A 23475-nucleotide genomic window follows, 5' to 3' on the forward strand; every position below is an offset into this window, starting at 1 on the left:
GCACGCGAGGGGTTGCACGAACGCCCGCCTTACGGCAGGCACGCAAAAGGGGCCGGACCCGAAGGCCCGACCCCTTTCAGCGATCAGCGATCAGCAGGCGAACCTACTTGAGCACCTTCGTGACCGTGCCGGCGCCGACGGTGCGGCCACCCTCACGGATGGCGAAGCCGAGACCCTCTTCCATGGCGATCGGCTGGATGAGCTCGACCGTCATGTCGGTGGTGTCGCCGGGCATGACCATCTCGGTGCCCTCGGGCAGCGTGATGACACCGGTGACGTCGGTGGTGCGGAAGTAGAACTGCGGGCGGTAGTTCGCGTAGAACGGGTTGTGACGCCCGCCTTCCTCCTTGGAGAGGATGTACGCGGTGCCCTCGAAGTTCGTGTGCGGGGTGACCGAACCGGGAGCCACGACGACCTGGCCGCGCTCGACGTCTTCGCGCTTGGTGCCGCGAAGGAGCAGACCGCAGTTCTCGCCGGCCCATGCCTCGTCGAGCTGCTTGTGGAACATCTCGATGCCGGTGACCGTGGTCTTCTGCGTCGGGCGGATGCCGACGATCTCGACCTCGGAGTTGATCTTCAGCGTGCCACGCTCGGCGCGGCCCGTGACGACGGTTCCACGACCGGTGATCGTGAAGACGTCCTCGATCGGCATGAGGAACGGCTTGTCCTTGTCGCGCACGGGGTCGGGGATCGACTCGTCGACGGCGTCCATGAGGTCGAGAACCGACTTGACCCACTTCTCGTCGCCCTCGAGCGCCTTGAGGCCCGAGACCTGCACGACGGGAGCGTTGTCGCCGTCGAAGCCCTGGCTCGAGAGGAGCTCGCGAACCTCGAGCTCGACGAGCTCGAGGATCTCTTCGTCGTCGACCATGTCGGACTTGTTGAGCGCGACGAGCAGGTAGGGCACGCCGACCTGCTTGGCGAGCAGCACGTGCTCACGCGTCTGAGCCATCGGGCCGTCGGTCGCCGCGACCACGAGGATCGCGCCGTCCATCTGGGCAGCACCGGTGATCATGTTCTTGATGTAGTCGGCGTGACCCGGGGCGTCGACGTGCGCGTAGTGGCGCTTCGGCGTCTCGTACTCGACGTGCGAGATGTTGATCGTGATGCCGCGCTGGCGCTCTTCGGGAGCGGAGTCGATCGACGCGAAGTCGCGCTGCACGTTGGTGGCCGACGGGAACTTGTCGGCGAGCACCTTCGAGATCGCGGCGGTGAGCGTGGTCTTGCCGTGGTCGACGTGACCGATCGTTCCGATGTTGACGTGCGGCTTGGTCCGCTCGAACTTGGCCTTAGCCACTGTGGGTCCTCCTCAGGACTCGTGTAGAACCGCCGGGCGCTGGATTGCGACCGGTGGCCTACGGGGGTTGTGTTGATATGTTACGCGAACCGGAAGGTTCGTGCGTATCGGACTATTCGCCCTTGTTCTTCTGGACGATCTCGTCGGCCACAGCCTTCGGGACCTCCGCGTAGCTCTGGAACTCCATCGAGTACACCGCGCGACCAGAGGTCTTCGACCGAAGGTCGCCGATGTATCCGAACATCTCCGAGAGCGGGACGTGCGCACGCACGACCTTCACGCCTGCGGCATCCTCCATCGACTGGATCTGGCCGCGACGCGAGTTCAGGTCGCCGATGACGTCGCCCATGTACTCCTCAGGAGTACGGACCTCGACGGACATCAGCGGTTCGAGCAGCACGGGGTTCGCCTTGCGAGCGGCTTCCTTGAAGCCCATCGAGCCGGCGATCTTGAACGCCATCTCCGAGGAGTCGACGTCGTGGGCCGCGCCGTCGAGCAGGCTCGCCTTCACGCCGACGAGCGGGTAGCCCGCGAGGATGCCGTACTGCATGGCATCGCGGAACCCGGCGTCGACCGAGGGGATGTACTCACGGGGGATGCGGCCACCGGTGACCTTGTTCTCGAACTCGTAGATCTTGTCGCCTTCGATCTCGAGAGGCTCGAGAGCGAACTGGATCTTCGCGAACTGGCCGGAGCCACCGGTCTGCTTCTTGTGGGTGTAGTCGTGCTTCTCGACCGCGCGCTTGATCGTCTCGCGGTACGCGACCTGGGGCTTGCCCACATTGGCCTCGACGTTGAACTCGCGCTTCATGCGGTCGACCAGGATGTCGAGGTGCAGCTCGCCCATGCCCTTGATGACCGTCTGGCCGGTCTCGGTGTTCTGCTCGGTGCGGAACGTCGGGTCCTCTTCGGCGAGCTTCTGGATCGCCGTGCCGAGCTTCTCCTGGTCGGCCTTGGTCTTGGGCTCGATCGCGACCTCGATCACCGGCTCGGGGAAGGTCATCGACTCGAGCACGACCTGGTTGTTCGGGTCGCAGAGCGTGTCACCGGTCGTCGTGTCCTTCAGGCCGATGACGGCGTAGATGTTGCCGGCGGTCACCGACTCGACGGGGATCTCCTTGTTGGCGTGCATCTGGAAGATCTTGCCGATGCGCTCCTTCTTGCCCTTGGTCGAGTTGACGACCTGGGCACCCGAGTCGAGACGACCCGAGTAGACGCGCACGTAGGTGAGTCGACCGAAGAACGGGTGCACTGCGACCTTGAACGCGAGCGCCGTGAACGGCTCGGTCGCGTCGGCGTGACGCATGACGACCTTCTCTTCGTCGCGAGCGTCGTGCGCCTCGATGGCGGGCACGTCGAGCGGCGACGGGAGGTAGTCGATCACGGCGTCGAGCATCGGCTGCACGCCTCGGTTCTTGAACGCCGAACCGCAGAGCACGGGGTAGATGTCGCTGTTGACCGTGAGGCCGCGGATGGCGGACTTGATCTCGGCGACGGTGAGCTCTTCGCCACCGAAGTACTTCTCCATGAGCTCGTCGTTCGTCTCGGCGACGGCCTCGAGCAGCGCGGTGCGGTACTCGGCGGCCTTGTCGACGAGGTCGGCGGGGATCTCCTCGATGGCGTACTCGGCGCCCATCTTGACGTCACCCTTCGAGTCGCCGCGCCAGGTGAGTGCACGCATCTCGACGAGGTCGACGACGCCTTCGAAGTTCGACTCCGAGCCGATCGGCAGCTGCAGCACGAGCGGGCGTGCCCCGAGCCGGCTGATGATGGTGTCGACCGTGTAGTAGAAGTCGGCGCCGAGCTTGTCCATCTTGTTGACGAAGCAGATGCGCGGCACGTTGTACTTGTCGGCCTGGCGCCAGACGGTCTCGGACTGGGGCTCGACGCCCTCCTTGCCGTCGAACACGGCGACCGCACCGTCGAGCACGCGGAGCGAACGCTCCACTTCGACCGTGAAGTCCACGTGGCCGGGGGTGTCGATGATGTTGATCTGGTTCTTGTTCCAGAAGCAGGTCACGGCGGCAGACGTGATCGTGATGCCGCGCTCTTTCTCCTGCTCCATCCAGTCGGTCGTCGAGGCGCCGTCGTGGGTCTCGCCGATCTTGTGGTTGACGCCCGTGTAGAACAGGATGCGCTCGGTCGTGGTGGTCTTGCCGGCATCGATGTGCGCCATGATGCCGATGTTGCGGACCTTGTTCAGGTCGGTGAGCACGTCTTGTGCCACGGGGGTTCCTCCGGAGATTCAGGAACGAAAAAGATGAGGTGAACGGATGCCGCGGGCGGCCCTTCGACGAGCGCAGGACCCGCCGCGCGGCATCCGTCTGCCTGCTACCAGCAGTAGAGGGCCGATCGGATGCCGGTCGCGGTACGACGCGGCATCCGTCTGCCTGCTACCAGCGGTAGTGGGCGAAGGCGCGGTTGGACTCGGCCATCTTGTGGGTGTCTTCGCGGCGCTTGACCGCGGCACCCAGGCCGTTGGAGGCGTCGAGGATCTCGTTGGTGAGACGCTCGGTCATGGTCTTCTCGCGACGAGCCTTGGCGTAGCTGGTGAGCCAGCGGAGGGCCAGGGTGTTGGCACGGTGGGGCTTGACCTCGACGGGGACCTGGTAGGTCGAACCGCCGACGCGACGCGAACGCACCTCGAGCGTGGGGCGCACGTTGTCGAGCGCCTTCTTCAGGGTGGCGACGGCGTCTTGGCCGTTCTTCTCGGCGACATTCGAGAGCGCCTCGTACACAATGCGCTGCGCGAGGTCCTTCTTGCCGTCGATGAGGATCTTGTTGACGAGCTGGCTGACGACGGGCGAACCGTAGACCGGGTCGGCGACGACGGGGCGCTTCGGAGCGGGTCCCTTACGAGGCATTACTTCTTCTCCATCTTCGCGCCGTACTTGCTACGACCCTGCTTGCGGTTCTTCACGGCCTGCGTGTCGAGCGCGCCGCGGACGATCTTGTAGCGCACGCCGGGGAGGTCCTTCACACGACCGCCGCGGATGAGCACCATCGAGTGCTCCTGCAGGTTGTGGCCCTCACCGGGGATGTATGCGGTGACCTCGGTGCCGTTGGAGAGCTTCACACGGGCGACCTTGCGGAGCGCGGAGTTCGGCTTCTTCGGCGTGGTGGTGTACACACGAGTGCACACGCCGCGCTGCTGGGGGTTGGCCTTCAGGGCGGGAGCCTTGGTCTTGGTGACCTTCGGCGAGCGACCCTTGCGGACCAACTGCTGAATGGTTGGCACTGCTTCTCCTTGTTGGTGCTGCACGGTGACAGCGTTTGATGGAATTCACATCAGACCCACCGGCGCCGCAGAGCTGCAGCGCCGTTTGCGTGGTGGGTATGCCGTGGGGGCGACCCGTGAGGGAGCCCATGGAGTGGTCGGATCGTCGCTGCTCGCGTCATGCCACCGCTCTCGATCGCTCGAGATTCGGGGCAGGATTCAAGCGCGCGTCAAAGCGCACACCCGATCCATGGTAATGCCCCGTAACGTTGCGGTCAAATGGGCCTCGATGTCGGTGCCGCCCGCTCGCTCGAGGGACACCTGCACCGTCGGTGCGTCAGCCGGGCCAGCCCGGCGAATCGAGCTCACGCTCGAGGTCGGCCAGGAGGTCTTCGACCTGCGGCTCGACGAACTCGGTCACGGCGTCGCCGATGCGACCCCGGTGCTGTGCGAGCTCGACGCAGATGCGCCGGCCGAGCTGCTTCGCGAAGTCGTCGGCGAGGCGCACCTCGTCGCGCAGCGCCTCTTTCTCCTCCATCGTGAAGGGTCGGGGCGCGGGCTCGAGCGCCTCGGCCGCGGCATCCGCTTCGAGCCCCGACAGGGTGAAGAGGAACGGCTGGTCGGGAACCGGCTCGGGGTCGAGGTCGAGTCCGAGGAACTCGGGTTCGAGCCCCTCCCCTGCGCGATACGGTCGCCGCGCCTTGCGCTCTTCGGCGAGCCGGATCTCGCGGTGCAGCATCGGAAGGTTGCGCGCCGTGTAGTCATCGACGGCGAGATCGATGATGCCCTTCATGCGCATCGAGAAGGCGTGCTGCACGGGGTGCGGCACGTCGACGTCGAGTCCGGCGGCCGTGAGGATCGGCGAGCCGAAGCACCGGGTGCAGAGCCGCACGCGGGCGCGGTGCGTGCCGGGTCGCCACCGGGGCAGCCACGCCAGCCACCGGTCGACCTCGTGGCTCACCTTGGCCTCGATCGATCCCTGCATCAGGGAAACGATAGCGCTGCCTCGGCCGGGCGTCATCGAACCGCGAGCGGTTGGCGCGCCGCGCGGGCCTCTCCTCGCCCGCTCGGTCAGGCCGTCACTCCTCGTCGGGGCGCTCCCAGGGCCAGCGCGGCCGCACCATGCCGGCGTCGCGTCCGCGCGCGACGAGCACGGCCAGTGATGCCGTGAGCGCTGCGAGCGCCGGAATGAGCAGGCCGAACCACCCGATGCCGAACCCGAGACCGAAGAGCAGTGCGGCGAGCAGCGTGTTCGCGGTGCTCGCGAGCGCGTAGCCGATGACCGCCACCACGACGGCAGCGAGCCAGCTCCACACCATGGAGAGCACGACGCTGCGCAGCATCCGTTCGGGCCGGCGGAGCGTGCGCGCGAGGGTGAGCAGTACTGCGATGACGGATGCCCCGACCGCTGCCGGCGCCACGAACCGGCCGGCCTCGGGGTCGGCGATCACCTCGATGCCCGCGAGGAGGCTGACGAAGCCGTAGGCGCAGACCACGAGGGCGGCGTCGAGGGCTGCCGCGAACGCGGCGACGATCCAGGCCGTGCGACGCGGGTCCATGCCTTCGAGCGTACGCCGGTCGCCGAACGTGTGGAGCCGGGCGTTCAGCGCCAGTCTGCGCCCGCGTGCACCCGCTGCTCCGCATCATGTCGCTGCGCCTCCGAGAGTGTGCCCCGCTCGGTGAGGAGCCGCACAGCTTCGAGTTCGGCGGAGCGCATCGCCGCGCGCTCGTCACCGGTGCTCGTGCGGTAGATGTAGCGCCGCCACTCCTCGAGTCGCGCCTGCACGCCGTCACGGAACTCCGCCGATTCAGCGACCTCGACGGGCACCGAGTCCCCGGAACGCACGCGGCGGCCGCCCGACCAGCGGGGCCGCTCGCGATCGTGGCGGAGAGCGAACACCGCGAGCACCGCGCAGCCGACCACCGAGACGATCTGCACCACGAGTCCGATCATTGCGGCCGGCGAGAAGAGCACGTCGTCGATCCCACCGAACACCATCCACACGGCGACGGCCCACAACACCGCGATGAAGATGAAGGTCTTGCCGCCGAAATTGCCGCCGTGATAGAGCGGATTCGACGTGCGACGCGGCTCGAGCCAGATGAAGAGACCGAGTGCAGCGGCCATGCAGAGTCCCGACGGCAGTGCGCCCGACACCGGGTCGAGCACCGCATTGCCGGTTCGACCGATCATGACGAGCGCCGATGCGATGAGGGCGATCACCGCGGCCACCACACTCCACCACATGTACCCAGCGGAGACCTTCTTCGGCGCGGAGTCGGTCATCGGCTGGATGCGATCGAGTTCCGCCCGCTCGGCGGTGCTGAGCACCGTGGGAAAGGCCGACGCGGCACCACCGTGGGTGGCGAGTACGGCGAGCTGGGGGACGGCACGCAGCGCCGCATCGGCGGAGAGGTCGTGCGGCAGTTGACCCACGGCGACGGCGACGGCATCGCGAGCCGCCGGTGTCAGCGCAGTCGCGCTGGGGCCGGTCATGCCGAGGCCTCGGGGAGCGCGGCGAGCACGGCCGGCTCGATGCCGCCCAGCAGGCGATCGATGTCGGCGAGCCGGCGCGTGAGCACGCGAGGGTCGCCATCGATCGACACGAGGTAGACCGCCCACTCGCCGGTGACCGCCGACCATTCGCCCTTCGCAAGGATTCCGGGCGGAACCTCGCCCGGCTGCTCGTCGATCGGCGAGAGCGTCAGCCGGCGCACGGCGCTCTCGAAAGCGACGTCTTCGAGTTCGAGCACCGCCGGCTCGATCAGGGTGACGCCCACCGGCGGCAGCAGGGATGCGGCATCCGCGCCGTCGATGTCACGGCGCTGCACGAAGACATCGACCCAACCGGATGGGTCGCCGTCGATCGGGAAGAACCAGAACCGGGCGCTCACATGCTCGTTCGGAAACGTCGCGATGGCGGTGGCCTGATCGCGCAGCGCACCGACGTATGCCGCGGCCGAGGCGCGGTCGTGGGTGAGCTCGTCGGCGACCCACTCGGCCCATTCCGCTGCATCCGACCATTGCTCATCGGCCCAATCGGTGGGCACCCGCACCCAACGGTCGGGATCGAAGATGATCGGGAACATGCTCATGCCGCGGCCACCCATCTGAACGTCGACATGATCGCCTCACCGATGAAGAGGAGGGCCTTGGCCATCTCGGCCGAGTTCTCGTCGTCGACCGACAGCACCGAGTACTGGAACAGCAGTGCACGACGGCCGTCGCCCCCTGGGACGGGAGCGAGGAAGGTCAGTTCGTCGGTGTTCACCGAGGCGGACTCGTCGCGGTACTCCGAACGTCGGCGCACCACGTAGAGCTCCACCTCGGCGGTGGCCTCTTCGACGGCACCACCCTTGGCGAATCTCGTCAACGCCTCATTCCACGTGACGCCGAGTGGCAACACGAATGGCGAGACGGCGAGCATAGCCGGCATGGGAGCGCCGGGCTCGCGTTCAGGCGCGACGTAGACCTCGAACACCCCTCGTTCGCGCAGCGCCGACTTCAGGCGCGAGATCATGCTGCGGAACTGGAGCACCAGATCGGGTCTGCCCGCTTCTTTCATCGCGCCGAGCGACACCGCGATGGCGCCCTCGTCGGTGAGTGCGGCGGGCGGCACCTTGGTCCAGCCGGGCGGGCAGAGCAGGGTGTACGACACCTTCGGTGTCTGCACCCCGGTCAACTCGTCGCGCAGCGAACTCACCGCTTCCCCTCACCCGTGCGACGAAGCACGCTCATTTGCCTCGAACGATGTCGAACGCCCCTCCGACGAAGTCGGGAATGTCGGGCAGCGGAACACCGACGCCCTGCAGGGACTGGTATCCGCCGAAACCAGTGTTCCAGAGATTCACACCCTGCCCCGCCAGCGACGGCATGGCACTGTACTGCGACGCCCAGGTCGCCGCCCGCCCGCCGACGGGGAGGCTCCCGGCCCCGGGCCAGGCGGATGCCAGGCGCTGGGTGAGCGAGTAGGCCTGCCCGTCGAAGATCGAGCCACCGCCGCGAAGGGCGTTCCATGCGTTGCCGGCCCAGGTTCCACGGTTCGCGAGGAACGCGTCGGCCAGGCCCGGCGCTGCGGCATCTCGGGCGGCACGGTTGCCCACATTCCGCCCGGCTCCGACCACGGTTCTGAGGTCACGGATGATGGCGTTACGGCCGACGGCGACGAATCCGCCGGTGGCATTACCGAGACCGAGTGCGCCACGCAGCGAGCCGAGTGCACCCTGGCCGGCCTTCAGGCCCTTACCGAAGGCGCCGAGGAACGGCACGATGCCGACGATGTCGAGCGCGATGTCGGTCCACGACACGCGCTTCGAACCGCACGCCATCATGATGCAGTGAGCGGCGAGCGCCACGATGCCCGCGACCGCGGCGATCGCGAGCCAGATCGGCCCGCCGATCACGAGGGCGGCGATGACCGCGATGGTCGCGACGATCGTCGCCAGGTCGGCCAACTGGTCGAGCAGGTCTTCCCACCATGTGTCGTTGATGCCCGAGGCATCGATCGCGTCTTCGATGCCCTGCACCGCGGCGTCGTAGGCGTTCTCCCACGTGCTGAAGCCGCTGTCGAACGAGGTCCAGAGGGCGTCGAGGCTCTCGCCGGCGGTCTTCGCCGTGCCGGCCGCCTCGGTGAGCGCCGCGCTGGCCTCGTTCTTCTGGGTGTCGGTGGCCTCGGTCTCCCAGACCCACGTGGTGTTGTTGTCGTCGACCTTGTCTTGCGCGTTCTCTTTGGCTTCGAGCGCCTGCTGGTGGGCGTTGTGCGCGGTGACGATCTGGTCGACGAGCGGGTCGACCGTCGTGTTGCGCGCGGTGCGGAGCGCAGCCGCGTAGGTCACGAGCACCGGGCCGGTCTTCTCGTACCGTTCGCCGACCTTTCGCAGGTCGCCGTGCAGCTCGCGAGCCGACTCCCGCACTTTATCGAGGCTCTCGGCCTTGTACTTCTCGTCGTCGCCGAGCTTCTTCAGCTCCGCAGCGGTCGACGACATCCGAGCGCCGATGTCGATGTAGTGGTTTCCTGCCTTCTCGATGGCCTCGGCGTTGCCGTCGAGGTCCATCGCGGGAACGCCCTTGGGCGACGTCAGGCTCGCCCCACCGTAGCCGTAGGTCATGGGGTGCCCTCCGTCGGCGTCGCGAGTTTCTGATCCGTCTCGGTGAAGCCGTCGACGATCGCCTTCAAGTGGTCGTGGATGTTCGTGAGTCCTTCTTGGATGACCTCACGGTTCCCGTCCCAGCCGGATTCGAAATCGCCGACCCGGTCGCGCAACTGCGACTTGCCATGCGGGCGCCCAACGGCGTCTTGCACGTCATCGGTCTTGTCTCCGATCTCTTCGAACTCCTTGACGAAGACTCCGAGATTGTCGGTCATCGTCTTCAGGTCGTCGAAATTCAGATCGACGTCGGGTCCAGCCATCCGTACGCCCCTCTCCACTGGTCAGGGATCAGGCTAACCGACCCATCGAAACCCGCGCGATGGGGAGGACTCCCCACCCGGCCGCTCATGCTGCGATCGCACACGCAAGAGGGGGAGAGGCGATCGCCTCTCCCCCTCTGCAACTCGTGTTTGCGTCGGTTCAGCTTCCGGCCAGTGCCTGGTCGGTGTCCTTGATGGCCTGCATCATCTTGCGCAGCGACTCACCCATGTCGCTGATGCCCTCGATCGCCTTCTCGAGACCGGTCGTCAGCTCGGTGTAGCCCTCGCCGAACTTGCCCGAAGCGTGCTGCGTCTTGAAGTCGTCACCGAGCAGACGGTCGACATCGTCCTTCAGACGACGCAACACGTCACCGATCTCTTCGCGACCGCCCTCGAGCCGGCCGGCCATCGATTCCATCTCACCGTATGACGCTTTGAAGTCCGCCATGATCAACCCTTTCATTCAACGAAACGGCCCGCCGCGGCGAACCCTGCGCACACCACACTAAGCGCACTCCCACCCCCCGCCCAATGGGTACAACTCCCCACCCTCGACCTCGAGGCACTGCGAGATCGCGCATCGAAACGCCGCCCCGGCCCGACCGACCGCAATTGGAAGCGCCGATCAGACGGGGTCGGCGGACTCCGCCAACTCATCGCGGATGGTACGGGTCGCGGGTTGCGCGTCGGCCCATTCGGCGGCCTCGATGATGCGATCGAACAGTTCGAGCATCAGCGGCTCGAGCTGCAGCAGCACGGTCGACAGGCTCGCGAGCACGACCTCGGCGGCACCGGGGACGGTGATCCAGTAGTCGGCGGTCAGCGACTCGGCGGAGGATTCGTCCGAGGCATCCGCTGCTCGACGGGTGATGCGGCGGAGCACGATGGAGTCGCCCTTCGCGAACGCCACACCGCCGCCGGATTCGAACGCCTGCCAGGGCTCGGCATCGACCTCAGGAGGGCGCAGGGCCGCGACGAGCTTCTCGACGAGCACCGCTGGGGTCGAGTCTTCGCCGAAGGTCGGCGGAAGCGCGTACTCGCTCAGCGTCGAGGCGAAGGCGACGCCCCCGTCGTTGGCGAGGGAGACGTGGTATTGAGTCGCACCTCGTGCGATCGCAGCTTCGAGTGCCCGAGCGAGGCGCAACCGGTGATCGGCGCGCAACTGGGCGAGGTCGTCGCGACGACCGTACTGCTCGCGTACGAAGTTCGCGATCTCGACGGCACGTGCCTCTGCGTCACCGTCGATCGGCGCGTGCCACCACTCGCCGGGCAACGTGAACCGAAGGCGAGAGTGCGCGATCATTCAGCGTCGTCCGCAAAGGCCCTGATGGCGTCCGCTGTGATGTCGGCCATCTTCGGGTTGATCATGAACGCTCCGTCGAAGCCGCTCGCCGCGATCGCGGCGTCGACGTCGAGACGATCGCCTGACGAATTGCGAGCGGCCACACGTACGCTGTCGTATTCATCGGGCAGCACACCGCCGACCGCCTTGAGCGTCTCGGTCACACTCTCGACCGGGAGCTCGTCGCCCGACGCGACCAGCACGAGGACGACATACCGCGAGAAGCCGTCTTTCCCTTCATCGACCTGCACCTCGTCAAGGCCCGCCGGCACGTCGGCGACCGCCGCCTCGACCGTCTCGAGCGGCTGTGGCGAGGCGGCGCACCCGCTCGTCGCCGCGAGTACGCCGAGCGCAACGCAACTCAGGATGATCGTGCCGATTCGCTTCTTCATGTGGTGCATCTCATTCCTTGAACGCATATTGCTCGTTCGACACGATATCGAGGCGAGCGCGCGATCATTCAGCGTCGCCGCCGAAGCTGCGAAGCGCCTCCGCGGGGATCTTGGCCGTCTTCGGGCTGATCATGAAGACCGCGTCGACGCCAGTGGCCGCGAGAGGCTCCTCGAGATCGAGACGGTCTCCAGACTCCGTGCGCACGATGATGCGTGCGCTCTCGAACCCATCGGGGATGGTGTTGCCGATCGCGCGCAGCGCCTCGGCGAGCACATCGGCCGTGATCTCCGAATCGCTGACACCCATCTCGACGAACAGGTAGCGGGAGAAGCCGTCGAGGCCTTCTTCGACGAACACCTCGTCGAACGCCGACGACGACTCGCGAACCGCCTGCTTGACCGGTTCGAGTTCGTCGACATCTCCCGACCGCCCACACGCCGCCATCGTCAGCACAACGGAGATCACCATGCCCCCGACGACCAATCCCCGAAACCGCTTCAACATGTCTTGCACCTTACTCATGGAATGCGTACTGTTCCTGCCCGACGACGTCGCCGAAGAACTCCGCGAAGCCGTCATCAATCGTCGGGTCCGCCGTGAGCAGGTCTTCAGCCGTCTGCTGATACGCCGCATTGTTGTGCGGCTGCGCGGAGTAGGGCTGACCGGTCGTCGGGTTCATGCCGTCGGGGACCGCCTCGGAGTACGTCGACCAACTGTCGGTGTTCGGTGGGCGCGAGGTGAGATCGAGCTGGTGCACGATATCGCCCTCGTGCTGCAGCGAGACGACCTCTGTCTTGGGCGGAATCGCCATGTCGTCGATCGGGGCGCCGTAGGCGATCACTCCCTGGAAGTTGAACGCTTCGGATCGATTGGCAGCGAGGTGACCCGCCATGATGCCGCCCTGGCTGAAGCCCACGAGCAGCACTGGGTCGTTCGGCCCGATGCCGGCCTGGTGCATCGCCTCCATCACGGCGCGCTCGTACTGGGTTCGTACCTCGGGGAAGAGCCGCAGCACGATGTTCGTGTCAAGGTCGTTGACCGCGCCGTCGCCGTTCATGTCCTCGCCGAAGAAGACGCCGGCGGCCTGCCAGTCCTGGGTGCTCGGAAGCGTCACCACGTATCGCGGCGGGTCCCCCTCGATGCGCTTGATGTCCACGACGGTCTGCGATTCGCCACCCATCGTGTCGGCGAAGCCTTCTGCCGCGATGAAATCGTCGAGGCTGTCCATCGAGTCTTGCGCATTGGCGTCCTCCCAGGCGTTGAGGGAGTCGCGGTCGTTCTCGTCGGGCTCGAACTCATCGACCGCTGGGGTCGGAGCGAAGATCTCGATCGCGACGCGCCATGCGAGCACGACTCCGAGGAATGTCACGGTGGCGAACACCAGCGCCCAGAACAGCGGGCTGCTGAGGATCAGCGCCGCGAGCGAGACGACCGTCGCCAGGAGCATGGCGAGCGCCGCCGTGACGACGAGCACGAGGGCGACGGTGACCACGAGCAGGCCGGCGATCAGCGCGACCGCGATGAACGCCAGCACGGCGGCAGCGAGGATCAGCACGACGAGGGCGGCGATGGCGATCGCTGCGACGACGAGCAAGGTGATCACAGCGAGGCCGAGCAACACGATGGCGGCGACGAGCACGAGCACCGCGGCGATGACGACGAGCACCGCGACCACGACAGCGACGATCACCGCGATCACGGCTTCGATGATGGCGAGCAGTACCTCGCCCACTGCGTCGAGGAATTCTCCGATGCCGCCCCAGAGGTTGTCCCAGAACGAGTCGTTCAGATCGCTGCCATCGACGACATCGCGGATTCGTTCGATGGCGACCTGCGCGGCGCGGTCGCGGTCGGCGACCGCTTCGGCGTGCCGCTGACGCGCCGCACCCGCGGCTGCGGCGAACCGGTCGGCGTCGGCCGAGACTCCGAGGATCGAGCGCTCGAGCGCGGTGGCCTCGCTCGGCGTCGCCTCTGCGCCGAGCCCGCGCTGCTGCGTCCGCAGCGATCGCTCGCGGGCTGACGCATCGTGCTCGTCGGCAGAAGCGTCATCGGCATCGCGGATGGCGCGATCCGCCTCGCCCTGAGCGCCTTCGAGTGCGGCGGCGAACTGCACGAGTGCCTCACCGGTCTCGGCGTAGCGGCGCTCGGCACCTGAGATCTCCCGAGCGAGCCGCGACGCATCGGAGCGCACGCGATCGAGCGCGAGGCTCACCATCGCCCCCGGTTGCGCGATCTCTTCGAGGTTCGACACGGCCGCGCGAATCGCCGTGGCTGTCTCGTTGTACCGCTGACCGGTGCGCCGAAGCACCACCGGGTCGCCGGGAATCGGTTCCATCATGCACCGCTTTCGGATGTCGCGAGCGAACGGTCGAGCTCGGTGAATGCCTGCTCGATGCCCTGCAGTGCCCCACCGAGCTTTCCGAGATTCTCGGCGAAGCCGCTTCGGCGGTCGTCCCAGGTGGAGGCGAATCGTTCGACGGTGCCTGCGAGGCCGGCGTGGCCGCACGCCGCGGCCGCCTGACGCGACGTGTCGTCGGACTCGTCGAACTCCCGCCGGATGGACCGAGCGTCGGCGGCGGCATCACCGATCGCCGCGAGATCGAGTCGGATCATGGCACCCATTCCCCCTATTGCTGCGAGTTCTCCTGCGCACCGATGAGTCCACTCGACGAAGCGGCCCGCCTCGGCGGACCCACGCACACGCTGCGCACTCCACACGTTACTGGCGTGGCCACCACCGCCCAATGGGCACAACTCCCCACCTTGGAGCGCCGAGTGCCCACTGCATGTCTCACCGTCATTCGCCGACGAGCGGCATCTGCACGGTGACGAACGCGCCGTTCTCGACGAAGATGCCTCGACCCTCGGGGTATTCGTGACGCTGCACCTTCGGGAACGGCACCTTGAACAGCGAGTCGCCGTCATAGGTATCGGGCCGGAGCGCGATCCCCCGTCGACCGGCCTTCAGCTCGCCGATCAGTCCGTACCCCGAGCTCAGCTGGGAGACGTCGCCATCTCCGATCAGGAAGTGGTCGCTGCGGTTGACCGCCTGGAACAGCTCCTTGAGCGGCCGTTCGGCATCGGTGTCGCCGAACTCTCCGACGTTCTCCACGACGATCAGGATGCGACCCGGGATCGACTCGTCGGGCACGATGCCCGCGAGTTCCTTCGCGAGCGCCCGGGCGTCCTCGATGTTCGCGGCGACGCGCATCCACGGCGCGAATTCCCTGAGCACGGAGCGCCGACCGCCGAAGTGGAACAGCCGGATCTCGGGGTCGAAGCGGCGCATCGACGTGATGATCGATCGCAGTGCGTTCGACTTGCCACTGCGCGGCGGCCCGGCGACCACGAAGGTGCCGATCGGCTCGAACCCCTTCGGGCCGAGGATGTCGTCGGAGATGCCGAGCACCGGCAGGCCGTCGACCGAGTCGGGCAGATCGGTGGTCACGAGTTCGGTCGGGAGTGCGCCGATCTCGGATGCCTCGATCGCACCACGTGCCCGGAGCGCCTCGGCGAAGGCCTGCATCGCACTCGTCTGGTCGGCGACGTTCGCCGTGCCGCCGATTGCGGCGAGTTGCGTCTCGAAGCCGTCGACGACCGCGCGGCCGGGGGCGCTGCGCTCGTTGAGTACGTCTTTCGGGGCTCCGAGGATGGAATAGGCGCCCTCGTCGGACATGCGCAGGATGATGCGCTTGGTGACGTTGGCGCTGACCGCCGTCGGCACCGCGCCGTACCGGTCGGCGCTCGCGATCGCGTGCACGCCGAGCGGTCGGCCTTCGCCGAGGAGCCGCATGAAGATCGCGTAGAACGGCGCGCGCGCCGATGTGGTCTCCCACTCCTGCTTGAACGTGCCGAACCCGTCGACGAGCAACAGGATGCGCGCCTCGTCGTTGCTTCCGGTGATCGATCGATATTCGGAGAGGCTCGCGGCATTGACCGCCGAGAATCGCTTCGAGCGGTCATCGAGAATCGAGCGGATGGTACGGAGCATGCGCTGCACGCGTTCGGCGTCGTCTCCTGACACGATGGAGCCGACGTGCGGCAGCGACTCGATGGACCGGAGCGACCCGGTGCCGAAGTCGATGCCGTAGACGATCGCACGGCCTCGCTCGGGTGCGGCGCCGACCGCCATCGCGATCGAGCGGAGTGCCGTCGACTTGCCCGCGCCGCTCGTGCCGTAGACCAGCATGTGCCCTTCGGTGTCGGGCTCGAAGTACACCGCTTCCTGCAACTGCCGCTCAGGGATGTCGGCGAGTCCGAGCGGGATCCGGGAGTCGCCCTCGAGCGGAAGCTCGCGCAGATCGACCGCGGTCGCCAGGTCGTCGAGCCATGGCCGCCTGGGTGCTGGAACGCGAGCCTCCTGCGCCGCCAGGATGAGGTTCTTCACCAGACGTTTCTGGTCGTTCGGGCCGAGGTCGTCGTCATGGGTGTCGGACTCGGCCGCCGACTCGCCCTCCCAGACGATCGCTCCACCGAATCGCAGCTCCGCGACCTTGGCGTGGGCCGATTCCGGTGCATCGCTCGTCCAGCCACCTGCGTACCCGGATTGGAAGGGGACGAGGCGACCCGGGCCGGTCTTGGCGATGCCGCGGCCCGGGATCGAAGGATCGAAGGTTCCCGCGACCGGGTCGCCGACGACGTCGTTCGAGTCCGAGACATCCGCCATGCGAAGCGCGACCCTGAGGTTCGTGTTCGCACGGAGGTTGTCCTTGATGACACCGGCCGGGCGCTGCGTCGCCATGATGAGGTGGATGCCGAGCGAGCGGCCTCGCTGCGCGACGTCGACCACCCCGTCGACGAATTCGGGCACCTCGCCGGCGAGGGCCGCGAACTCGTCGATGACGAGCACGAGCGCCGGTGGCGTCTCGGGGTCTTGGCGCTTCTCGAGTTCGAGCAGGTCTTTCGCCTTCTTGCGATTGAAGAGATGCTCGCGGTGGTGCAGTTCGGCGCGCAGGCTCGTGAGCGCACGGCGCACGAGATGCGGGCTGAGGTCGGTGACGAGCCCGACGCAGTGCGGCAGGTCGACGCAGTCGGCGAAGGCCGAACCGCCCTTGTAGTCGACGAAGAGGAAGGTGACCCGGTCGGGGCTGTACTCGGCCGCCATGCCGAGCACCCATGCCTGGAGGAACTCGGACTTTCCGGATCCGGTCGTGCCGCCGACGAGCGCGTGCGGACCCTGCGTGCGCAGGTCGAGCGACATCGCGTCGGGACTGGCCTGCCCGATGTACGCCTTCAGCGTTCCGGCGCGCTTGAGTCTCGGATGAGGGCCGCGCGACCGGTCGAGGATCGAGTTGTTCTGCCGCCAACGCTCGACAGCGGTCGAGGGCTGGCTCGCCATATCGGTGCCGAGCAGCTTCAGCAGCGAGACGCTGCGCGGCAAGTCGCTGGAGTCCGCGTCGACCGAACTCGAGTCGGCCACCGGTGCGAGGCGCTTCGCGAACACCTCGGCGTACTGGTTCGAGACGCCTTCGACCGTGACGGTCTGGTAGTCCTCACCGGCCCGCACGTAGCCCACGCGAGCCTTGTCGAGCCCGTCGGTGGCATCGATGAAGGTTCGACAGGCGGCGGGCAGCGACTCGACCGTGGGCGCGAGGAAGATCGTGTAGATGCCGGCATCGGCGCCGCGCTCGATCACCTGGGTAAGGCGCGGGCGGTCGACCGGAGCGTCGTTGGAGGCGATGAGCACGAGCGCGATGTCGCCCTCGAGCTTCCCCGGGGAATCGGAGACGTCGCCGACGCGGGCGCCGAGGGCGAGCGTCGTGTCTGGTTCGCTGAGCGGGCCGCGCCGGCTCGGCGTGCCAGAGAGTCGCTCGAGGATGGCCTCTTCGAGGCCGTTGAGGAGCGCAGTACCCGCCGACTGGCTGTCGGCGAGGGCGAGCTCGGCGAAGGGCGACTTCGGGCTCGTCGTATGGGGCAGCCACTTCATCCACTCGATCTCGCGAGCCCAGGCCGGGTCGACGATCGCAGCGGTGACGATCTCGTTCGGGGCATGCAGCCCGAACAGCTGCACGCCGAGGCCGCGCAGCACGTCGGCAGCCAGGTGGCGGGGACCGGCGATGCCGATCGCCCCCGAACTCGGGAGCATCTCGATCAGCGGCACGTCGTCGATGAAGGCATGACGCTCGCGGAGCTTGTCGACCTGCCGCGCGTAGCGGGCGATGCCCTTCAGCTCGCTGGTCTCCTGAATCGTGTTGCGGCTCTTCGCGCGCCCCACGCCGAGTCGCAGCGAGAGGAAGTTCCAGTGCTCGGGGCGTCGCGTCCACAGGTACGGGCCGAGTCTCATCGCCTGCTCGTAGATGGTCGCCACCGCCGGCGCCTCTTCGTGACGACGGTTGCGCTCGACGACGGTCTCGCGCGCGAGTCGGTCTTCGAGGTCTTCGATCTGCGTCTCGAACGTGTCGATCTCGAGTCGGAGCTTCTTTCCCTGCTGTGTGCGCTGGCCGATGAAGTTGCCGAGCATCATGAGCGGCGACATCGCGATGATGAGCAAGGAGCTCGGCCGCTGGGTGAAGGCGAACATCGCGAACCCGAGCATCACGGGCGCGGCCACCATCGGCCACGGGAACATTCGCGGCTCTGCCTCGGAGGGCACGACGGGGTGACGGTGCTCGGTGCCGGGATATCGTTGCTCGACACGCGGAGACCGGTTGAACATGAGCGCGCCGCCGCGCTCGAGCACCGTGTCGGCCTCGGCCTCGTCGGCGCCTGCCACCATCGAGAACGACACCTCGGTATCACCGATCGTGATGACCTGGCCGGGCATCACGCGCACCCGCTGCACGAGTCCGCCGTCGACGACGAGACCGTTCGCCGAGTTCAAGTCGACGAGCTCGATGCCCTGGTCGATCTCGACGCGGGCGTGCCGCTTCGATACCAATGCATCCGCGAGGACGATGTCGACCCCGGCCGCGCGGCCGATCGTGCTGTGGCCCCTCGGCAGCGGAATCTCACGCCCGGCCTCCGGACCGTTCAGCACTCGCAGCACGGCTGCGGCCGTCTCGCCCGAGCGACCGGCTGGCCCGCCGCTCGTCTGCGCGACGACCGCGGCGTTGAATCCCGAACCGATCGGCGCATCGCCGATGAGCAGCTCGGGTGCGAGCACGACGGGCTCGCTCGAGGTCGGCGGCGCCACCGCGAGGGTCAGCCCGACGCCGGGCGCTCTCGACATGCTCGCGGACATCGGGTCGTTGTCGGCGATGGTTCTCGCGATATCGGCGACGGTGGCCGTCGAGTCCGCCGTGACCACGATGTCGACCGGGGCTCCGGCTTGCCTTCGGAGTCCGAGTTTGAGCTTCATCCCTTACCTTCCGGGTTCTTCGGTCACGATGAAACTGCGCCCACCGAGGGTCACTCTCGAGCCTGCCGGCACCGGTGTGCGCACACCCGGTTCGATGAGCTGCGGCCGACCGCCGATGGGTGAGACCGCGGTGCCATTGCGCGAATCGCGATCGATGACCCAGAACCCCGCGGCATCGGCGCCGAAGGCGGCGTGGGTCTTCGAGATGCGCATGGTCGGGTCGTCGAGCGGGATCAGCTGGTCGGCGGGTTCACCGGCAGCCGGCACCGGGGCCCGCCCGAAGAGCCCGAAGGCCGACGCCGGCAGGCGAGTGCCGTCGTCGAAGATCAGCACGAATGCGCCGCCGACCGGTCGTGCAGGATGCGACGGCGCCGGCGGAGCAGGCGACCCCACCTGGGCATGGGGTGCCGTCGGCAGTATCTGAGCAGCAGGGGCCGGTGAGGCAGGCGGGTTCGTCGGTTGCGCCGGACCGAGCGCCGGCGGCGTCCACTCCACCGCCTCGGTCGGTGCCGCCGACACGACTCCGGAACTCGAGCGCGTGGCTGGAATGAACAGTGACTCGACCTGGGTCTGCCCGCTCGCAAGCGACGGCAGCGTCGGGAGCGCCTCGGAGACGGGAGCGTCCATCGCCCGCCGGGCATGCCGCAGCGCCCTCGGATCGAGCGGGTTGAGGCCGGACCGGATGTCGATGGCGAAGCAGCGGCCGATGCGGTCGAGCCAGCTCCGACCCCGGGCCTCGGGGTCCCACGTCGACGACGCGAACAACACGGCCGGGCCGATCACGGGTATGAGCACCTGGGACGCCCAGAGCACGAGCGTGCGCAGCACGATCCGCCAGAATCCGGGAGCGCCGAATTCCGCCACACCGACGGACCTGATGCCGAAGGCGGCCTTGCCGATCGTCATCGACATGCGCCCGTGCAGGATGATCTGCACCAGCCCGAACACGAACAACGCCCCTTGACTGACGGCGGTCAGCACCAGCGGCAGCGTCATGTCGGCTGTGAACACCGCTGCGACATCCCCGGTTGCGGAGATGACGCCGCCGGCCAGCTGGGCGACGCCCACCGCGCCCGGCGCCGCGAGCACCAGCCAGATGAGCGCATCGAGCGCGAATGCGGCCGAACGACGGCCACGAGGCGCCGGCACGAGGCCGAGTCGTTCGGCATACGCCGGGTCGGGCCGCCCACTGGGGTCGAGCCCCGGCACGGGTTCCCGCTCGACGTCGAGTGTGATGCTCACCTCTACTCCTCATCCGCGGCACGCCGCATGGCCTGCCATTCCACACGACGGGGCTCGTCGTGTCGATGGGGAGGGGTCACCATCCCCCGCACCACACTAACGAGTCGCACCACCGCCCGATGGCCAAGGCCGACACGGCGACGTCGGCCGTGCGACTCGCACGGAGGGGAGACTGAGGACGGCCATCCCCACGGCTGCGGTACCGAACTCGCCCGGTTCGGTACCGAAGGTGACCGAGTTCAGTAGCGCTGGACCTGCGGCCCCGCCGCGAGCTCGCGGTCGTACGCCTCGAGCGCGAGCCGGTTGCGCTCGGTGACCGCGCGGCCACGGGCGGCGATCCAGCCGCCGAACCAGATCGGGATCTCTCGGGCGACGACGGCCGCGACGATCGCGTAGGGGTCGAGCCAGCGCTCGGCGATGAAGTCGTTCGCCTGCTCGAGGGTGAGGGTCCAGGCCTCGACGGCGAGCAGTGAGCCGCCGATGTAGGCGAAGTAGACCAGCACGCCCACGAACAGCCCGAAGACCGCATAGGTCCACCACGGGCCGCGGTTGATGATCGCCGCGAGCAGTGTGAAGCCGAGGAAGAAGGCGACGACCGGGACCCAGTAGATGGGGCGCACCAGGAAGTCGACGATGCCGACCGCTTCGCCGGCCGGCGCCCCGTAGCCGAGGTAGAGCAAGTAGGAGATTCCGCCGTAGAGCAGACCGAACACCACAGTGCCGATGAGGGCGACGAGGATGCCGAAGCCGCGGTTGCCCTTCAGCTTCGGCGGGGTCGGCGCCTGCACGTAGATCGTCTGCGGCCCGGATGGCTGTGCACCGAAGACGGGCTCGGGGCGGTCGTCGGCGAGGGTGGCCGCTCCTGCGGCAGTGCCGGTCGCGACGGTGGCGGCCGGCACATAGGTCTCGCGGCGCACGGCGTCGGCGGGCACGGGCTCGGGCGCGGAATCCGCATCGTCGATGCCGTTCGTCTCGGCCTCCGGCGCGTGCGCGTTGGCTCGCTCGACGGCCTCGTCGAGGCGCGAGGTCACGGCGAGGTCGTCGCTTCCCTCATCGGGCACGACGGGCTCGACGGGCTCGGCAGCAGTCGGGGTGGCGCCGTCATCGCCGACGGGCTCAGAACGGCCGGCATCTGCCGCGACGCCGGTATCGGTGTCGTCGGGCGTTGCTGCGGCCTCGTCGGCGTCGGCTCGGTCGTCGACCGGGTCGGTGTGCTCGTCGCGGCCTTCCGGGTCGTTTCCGGGAGTCGTGCTGCTCATGATCGCGCTCCTTCCGGGCACCCCTCGTACCCGCGGTTGGCCCACTGTAGCAACGCCCGGCCCCGGAATCCGGGAGCGCACGCGGCGCTTCGCTCAGTCGAAGATCGCCGCCACGATGTCGTGCGTGTAGCCGTCGGGGCCGGCGTTCACCCAGTGCGTCGCGATCCAGACGTCGTCGCGGAAGAAGTGCGACTCGCCTGACTGGCCGTCGGGACTCGGTGCCGTCTCGATCACGCAGCGCGTTCCCTCGAGCTCTTCGTAACAGACGTACCCCTTCTCGCCGAAGTGCGCGAGCATCGCAGCGCGCTCCGCCTCGGAGACGGTCGCCGCATTCGTCGTGAGCCCGCGGTCGGATCCGCCGGCCGGACTCGCCCACGTACACGTGACGGCGGCGTTCGCCTCGAGCAACTCGACAGCGGTGTCGTCGGTCGATCCGAGGCGCACCCCGCTGCCGGGTTCGAGGGTCCATGCGGGGTTCAGCACGAGCGGTGCGAAGTCGCTCGACCAGTCACGGGTGTAGAGCTCGGCGCACTCCGTCGGAATCCCGTGCGCGACCTCGGTCGCGATGGGAGTCGTTGACGGCGTCGAACCGGGTGGGGTGGTGACAGCGCCAGCCGAGTCGGTCGACGAGGGCAACGCTGCGCCCCCTCCCGTCGTACCGCCGATCACGGTGCCGACGAGCATCGCCACGACGATGAGCAGTGCCGCCGCAGCCACGAGGAACCAGAATTGCGGGCGGCGCGCGAGCGGACGCCGCGCTCCGCCGGCTTCGGACGCCACCGTGTCAGCAACAGCAGCGGACGCCGGGCGAGGGTGCAACGGGTCCTGCTCGGTCATCGCGAGTCCTCCGGTCGGGCGGGCATCGGGTTTCGGGGTGGGGCATCGAGTTTCGGGTTTCGGGTGAGCGTATCGGCTGACCGTCATACGTGTCACGGTCACCAGCCCGAATCGCGGCCCGCGCTACGCTGTCGTCGATCACCGAACCCCTGACCGGAGGACCCGTGCCCCGCTTCGACCGCCCGTTCGCCGAGCTCCGCGACTACCGGCCGGCGGTGTCCGAGCCCGCCGACTTCGACGAGTTCTGGGCATCGACCCTCGCCGAGTCCCGTCGCCTGGCTTCGGCTCCGACCTTGACCCGTGTGCCGTCGCCGCTCAGCTCCTTCGAGGTCTACGACGTGACGTTCGCAGGCTACGGCGGCGACCCGGTGCTCGGCTGGCTCGTGCTGCCCGACGGCGCTATCGGTCCCCTGCCGGCAGTCGTCGAATTCAACGGCTACGGCGGTGGCCGCGGCCTGCCGCACGAGCGGCTCGCGTGGGCGGGGTCGGGCTACGCGCACTTCTTCATGGACACGAGGGGCCAGGGCGGCGCGTGGGGTACGGGCGGCGGCACCCCCGACCCGCACGGCACCGGACCGTCGGCCCCCGGCTTCATGACCCGCGGCATCCACGACCCGGTCGAGTACTACTACCGTCGAGTGTTCACCGACGCGGTGCTCGCCGTCGACGCGGTTCGTTCGCTCGAGCAGGTCGATGAGACCCGCGTCGCCGTCTGCGGCGGCAGTCAGGGCGGCGGCATCGCCATCGCCGCCGCCGGCCTGTCGGAGGGACTCGTCGGGGTCATGCCCGACGTACCGTTCCTCTGCCACTTCGAGCGGGCCGTGGGCCTGACCGATCGCGATCCCTACAACGAGATCGTGCGGTTCCTCGCGGTGCACCGGGGCGCGGCCGAGTCGGCGTTCCGCACCCTCTCGTACTTCGACGGCGTGAACTTCGCCAAGCGTGCGAGCGCGCCGGCCCTCTTCTCGGTCGCCGGCATGGACCCGGTCTGCCCGCCGTCGACCGTGTACGCCGCCCGCAACCACTACGCCGGCGACGCCGACATCGTCGAGTACGAATTCAACGAGCACGAGGGCGGACAGGGCGTGCACTGGCAACGCCAAGCCGAGTGGCTCTCGGCACGCATGAACTGAGGGCAGCGCATTCGAGCGAGCGGATGCCGCGGCATCCGCTCGCTCGT

The 23475-nt window shown here is 67.9% G+C and carries 22 protein-coding genes; 1 reads left to right on the forward strand and 21 read right to left on the reverse strand.

The annotated features are described in order from the left end of the window. Positions 1–103 precede the first annotated feature (103 nt). From tuf to H521_RS0115335, 21 genes are all read right to left on the reverse strand, one after another. Positions 104–1297 carry an elongation factor Tu gene (gene tuf, locus H521_RS0115230; RefSeq protein ID WP_022893885.1) on the reverse strand — a complete coding sequence of 398 codons (1194 nt, stop codon included), beginning with the start codon at positions 1295–1297 and terminating at the stop codon, positions 104–106. Between the two features lie 112 nt (positions 1298–1409). Then, entirely contained in the window at positions 1410–3524 is a 2115-nt protein-coding gene (fusA, locus tag H521_RS0115235) for an elongation factor G (protein ID WP_022893886.1), read from the reverse strand. A 166-nt stretch (positions 3525–3690) separates the two neighbouring features. After that, on the reverse strand, positions 3691–4161 hold the full coding sequence (gene rpsG / locus H521_RS0115240) for a 30S ribosomal protein S7 (protein ID WP_022893887.1): 471 nt from the start codon (positions 4159–4161) through the stop codon (positions 3691–3693). Beyond that, positions 4161–4535, reverse strand: coding sequence for a 30S ribosomal protein S12 (gene rpsL, locus H521_RS0115245; RefSeq protein WP_022893888.1), 375 nt, complete (start codon positions 4533–4535; stop codon positions 4161–4163). The genes rpsG and rpsL overlap by 1 nt, the downstream gene beginning before the upstream one ends. Before the next feature lie 316 nt (positions 4536–4851). After that, positions 4852–5499, reverse strand: a complete 648-nt coding sequence (locus H521_RS0115255; protein ID WP_022893890.1) for a hypothetical protein — start codon at positions 5497–5499, stop codon at positions 4852–4854. A gap of 94 nt (positions 5500–5593) precedes the next feature. Then, entirely contained in the window at positions 5594–6073 is a 480-nt protein-coding gene (locus tag H521_RS25135; protein WP_022893891.1) for a DUF6121 family protein, read from the reverse strand. A 44-nt stretch (positions 6074–6117) separates the two neighbouring features. Beyond that, entirely contained in the window at positions 6118–7011 is an 894-nt protein-coding gene (locus H521_RS0115265) for a hypothetical protein (protein ID WP_022893892.1), read from the reverse strand. Further along, positions 7008–7610 (reverse strand): hypothetical protein, encoded by a 603-nt coding sequence (locus H521_RS0115270; protein WP_156891477.1) that lies wholly within the window; start codon positions 7608–7610, stop codon positions 7008–7010. Before H521_RS0115270 ends, H521_RS0115265 begins: the two co-directional genes overlap by 4 nt. Further along, positions 7607–8218 (reverse strand): hypothetical protein, encoded by a 612-nt coding sequence (locus H521_RS0115275; RefSeq protein ID WP_022893894.1) that lies wholly within the window; start codon positions 8216–8218, stop codon positions 7607–7609. Before H521_RS0115275 ends, H521_RS0115270 begins: the two co-directional genes overlap by 4 nt. A 31-nt stretch (positions 8219–8249) precedes the next feature. Next, positions 8250–9623 carry a hypothetical protein gene (locus tag H521_RS0115280; protein ID WP_022893895.1) on the reverse strand — a complete coding sequence of 458 codons (1374 nt, stop codon included), beginning with the start codon at positions 9621–9623 and terminating at the stop codon, positions 8250–8252. Continuing rightward, the gene (locus H521_RS23700) at positions 9620–9925 is read right to left on the reverse strand and encodes a hypothetical protein (protein WP_022893896.1); all 306 of its coding nucleotides are present in this window, start codon (positions 9923–9925) and stop codon (positions 9620–9622) included. Before H521_RS23700 ends, H521_RS0115280 begins: the two co-directional genes overlap by 4 nt. 160 nt (positions 9926–10085) lie before the next feature. Next, positions 10086–10373 carry a WXG100 family type VII secretion target gene (locus tag H521_RS0115290; protein WP_022893897.1) on the reverse strand — a complete coding sequence of 96 codons (288 nt, stop codon included), beginning with the start codon at positions 10371–10373 and terminating at the stop codon, positions 10086–10088. 177 nt (positions 10374–10550) lie between these two features. Continuing rightward, positions 10551–11228 carry a hypothetical protein gene (locus H521_RS0115295; protein WP_022893898.1) on the reverse strand — a complete coding sequence of 226 codons (678 nt, stop codon included), beginning with the start codon at positions 11226–11228 and terminating at the stop codon, positions 10551–10553. Next, on the reverse strand, positions 11225–11659 hold the full coding sequence (locus tag H521_RS0115300; protein ID WP_156891479.1) for a hypothetical protein: 435 nt from the start codon (positions 11657–11659) through the stop codon (positions 11225–11227). The genes H521_RS0115295 and H521_RS0115300 overlap by 4 nt, the downstream gene beginning before the upstream one ends. Before the next feature lie 64 nt (positions 11660–11723). Then, positions 11724–12164, reverse strand: a complete 441-nt coding sequence (locus H521_RS0115305; RefSeq protein WP_156891481.1) for a hypothetical protein — start codon at positions 12162–12164, stop codon at positions 11724–11726. A gap of 10 nt (positions 12165–12174) precedes the next feature. After that, positions 12175–13998, reverse strand: coding sequence for an alpha/beta hydrolase (locus tag H521_RS0115310; RefSeq protein ID WP_169513998.1), 1824 nt, complete (start codon positions 13996–13998; stop codon positions 12175–12177). Continuing rightward, positions 13995–14273 (reverse strand): hypothetical protein, encoded by a 279-nt coding sequence (locus tag H521_RS23705; protein WP_156891483.1) that lies wholly within the window; start codon positions 14271–14273, stop codon positions 13995–13997. Before H521_RS23705 ends, H521_RS0115310 begins: the two co-directional genes overlap by 4 nt. 184 nt (positions 14274–14457) lie before the next feature. Then, entirely contained in the window at positions 14458–18957 is a 4500-nt protein-coding gene (locus H521_RS0115320) for a type VII secretion EssC family protein (protein WP_022893903.1), read from the reverse strand. A 3-nt stretch (positions 18958–18960) separates the two neighbouring features. Continuing rightward, a complete protein-coding gene (locus H521_RS0115325; protein ID WP_022893904.1) occupies positions 18961–20199 on the reverse strand; it encodes an RDD family protein in 1239 nt (412 codons plus the stop codon). Positions 20200–20438: 239 nt separating this feature from the next. Further along, positions 20439–21458, reverse strand: coding sequence for a hypothetical protein (locus H521_RS23710; RefSeq protein WP_022893905.1), 1020 nt, complete (start codon positions 21456–21458; stop codon positions 20439–20441). Between the two features lie 93 nt (positions 21459–21551). Then, on the reverse strand, positions 21552–22295 hold the full coding sequence (locus tag H521_RS0115335) for a hypothetical protein (protein WP_022893906.1): 744 nt from the start codon (positions 22293–22295) through the stop codon (positions 21552–21554). Positions 22296–22459: 164 nt separating this feature from the next. Here H521_RS0115335 and H521_RS0115340 point away from each other — a divergent pair, with 164 nt between their 5' ends. Continuing rightward, positions 22460–23428, forward strand: a complete 969-nt coding sequence (locus H521_RS0115340) for an acetylxylan esterase (protein WP_022893907.1) — start codon at positions 22460–22462, stop codon at positions 23426–23428. Positions 23429–23475: the final 47 nt, after the last annotated feature.

Origin of the sequence: Agromyces subbeticus DSM 16689 (assembly GCF_000421565.1) — a bacterium.
GTDB lineage: Bacteria > Actinomycetota > Actinomycetes > Actinomycetales > Microbacteriaceae > Agromyces > Agromyces subbeticus.

Excerpts from the sequence above, each read along its gene's own strand:
- rpsG (WP_022893887.1), bottom strand. The coding sequence starts at position 4,161 with ATGCCTCGTAAGGGACCCGCTCCGAAGCGCCCCGTCGTCGCCGACCCG.
- H521_RS0115255 (WP_022893890.1), bottom strand. The coding sequence starts at position 5,499 with ATGCAGGGATCGATCGAGGCCAAGGTGAGCCACGAGGTCGACCGGTGG.
- H521_RS25135 (WP_022893891.1), bottom strand. The coding sequence starts at position 6,073 with ATGGACCCGCGTCGCACGGCCTGGATCGTCGCCGCGTTCGCGGCAGCC.
- H521_RS0115265 (WP_022893892.1), bottom strand. The coding sequence starts at position 7,011 with ATGACCGGCCCCAGCGCGACTGCGCTGACACCGGCGGCTCGCGATGCC.
- H521_RS0115270 (WP_156891477.1), bottom strand. The coding sequence starts at position 7,610 with ATGAGCATGTTCCCGATCATCTTCGATCCCGACCGTTGGGTGCGGGTG.
- H521_RS0115280 (WP_022893895.1), bottom strand. The coding sequence starts at position 9,623 with ATGACCTACGGCTACGGTGGGGCGAGCCTGACGTCGCCCAAGGGCGTT.
- H521_RS23700 (WP_022893896.1), bottom strand. The coding sequence starts at position 9,925 with ATGGCTGGACCCGACGTCGATCTGAATTTCGACGACCTGAAGACGATG.
- H521_RS0115290 (WP_022893897.1), bottom strand. The coding sequence starts at position 10,373 with ATGGCGGACTTCAAAGCGTCATACGGTGAGATGGAATCGATGGCCGGC.
- H521_RS0115295 (WP_022893898.1), bottom strand. The coding sequence starts at position 11,228 with ATGATCGCGCACTCTCGCCTTCGGTTCACGTTGCCCGGCGAGTGGTGG.
- H521_RS0115300 (WP_156891479.1), bottom strand. The coding sequence starts at position 11,659 with ATGAAGAAGCGAATCGGCACGATCATCCTGAGTTGCGTTGCGCTCGGC.
- H521_RS0115305 (WP_156891481.1), bottom strand. The coding sequence starts at position 12,164 with ATGTTGAAGCGGTTTCGGGGATTGGTCGTCGGGGGCATGGTGATCTCC.
- H521_RS0115310 (WP_169513998.1), bottom strand. The coding sequence starts at position 13,998 with ATGATGGAACCGATTCCCGGCGACCCGGTGGTGCTTCGGCGCACCGGT.
- H521_RS23705 (WP_156891483.1), bottom strand. The coding sequence starts at position 14,273 with ATGATCCGACTCGATCTCGCGGCGATCGGTGATGCCGCCGCCGACGCT.
- H521_RS0115320 (WP_022893903.1), bottom strand. The coding sequence starts at position 18,957 with ATGAAGCTCAAACTCGGACTCCGAAGGCAAGCCGGAGCCCCGGTCGAC.
- H521_RS23710 (WP_022893905.1), bottom strand. The coding sequence starts at position 21,458 with ATGAGCAGCACGACTCCCGGAAACGACCCGGAAGGCCGCGACGAGCAC.
- H521_RS0115335 (WP_022893906.1), bottom strand. The coding sequence starts at position 22,295 with ATGACCGAGCAGGACCCGTTGCACCCTCGCCCGGCGTCCGCTGCTGTT.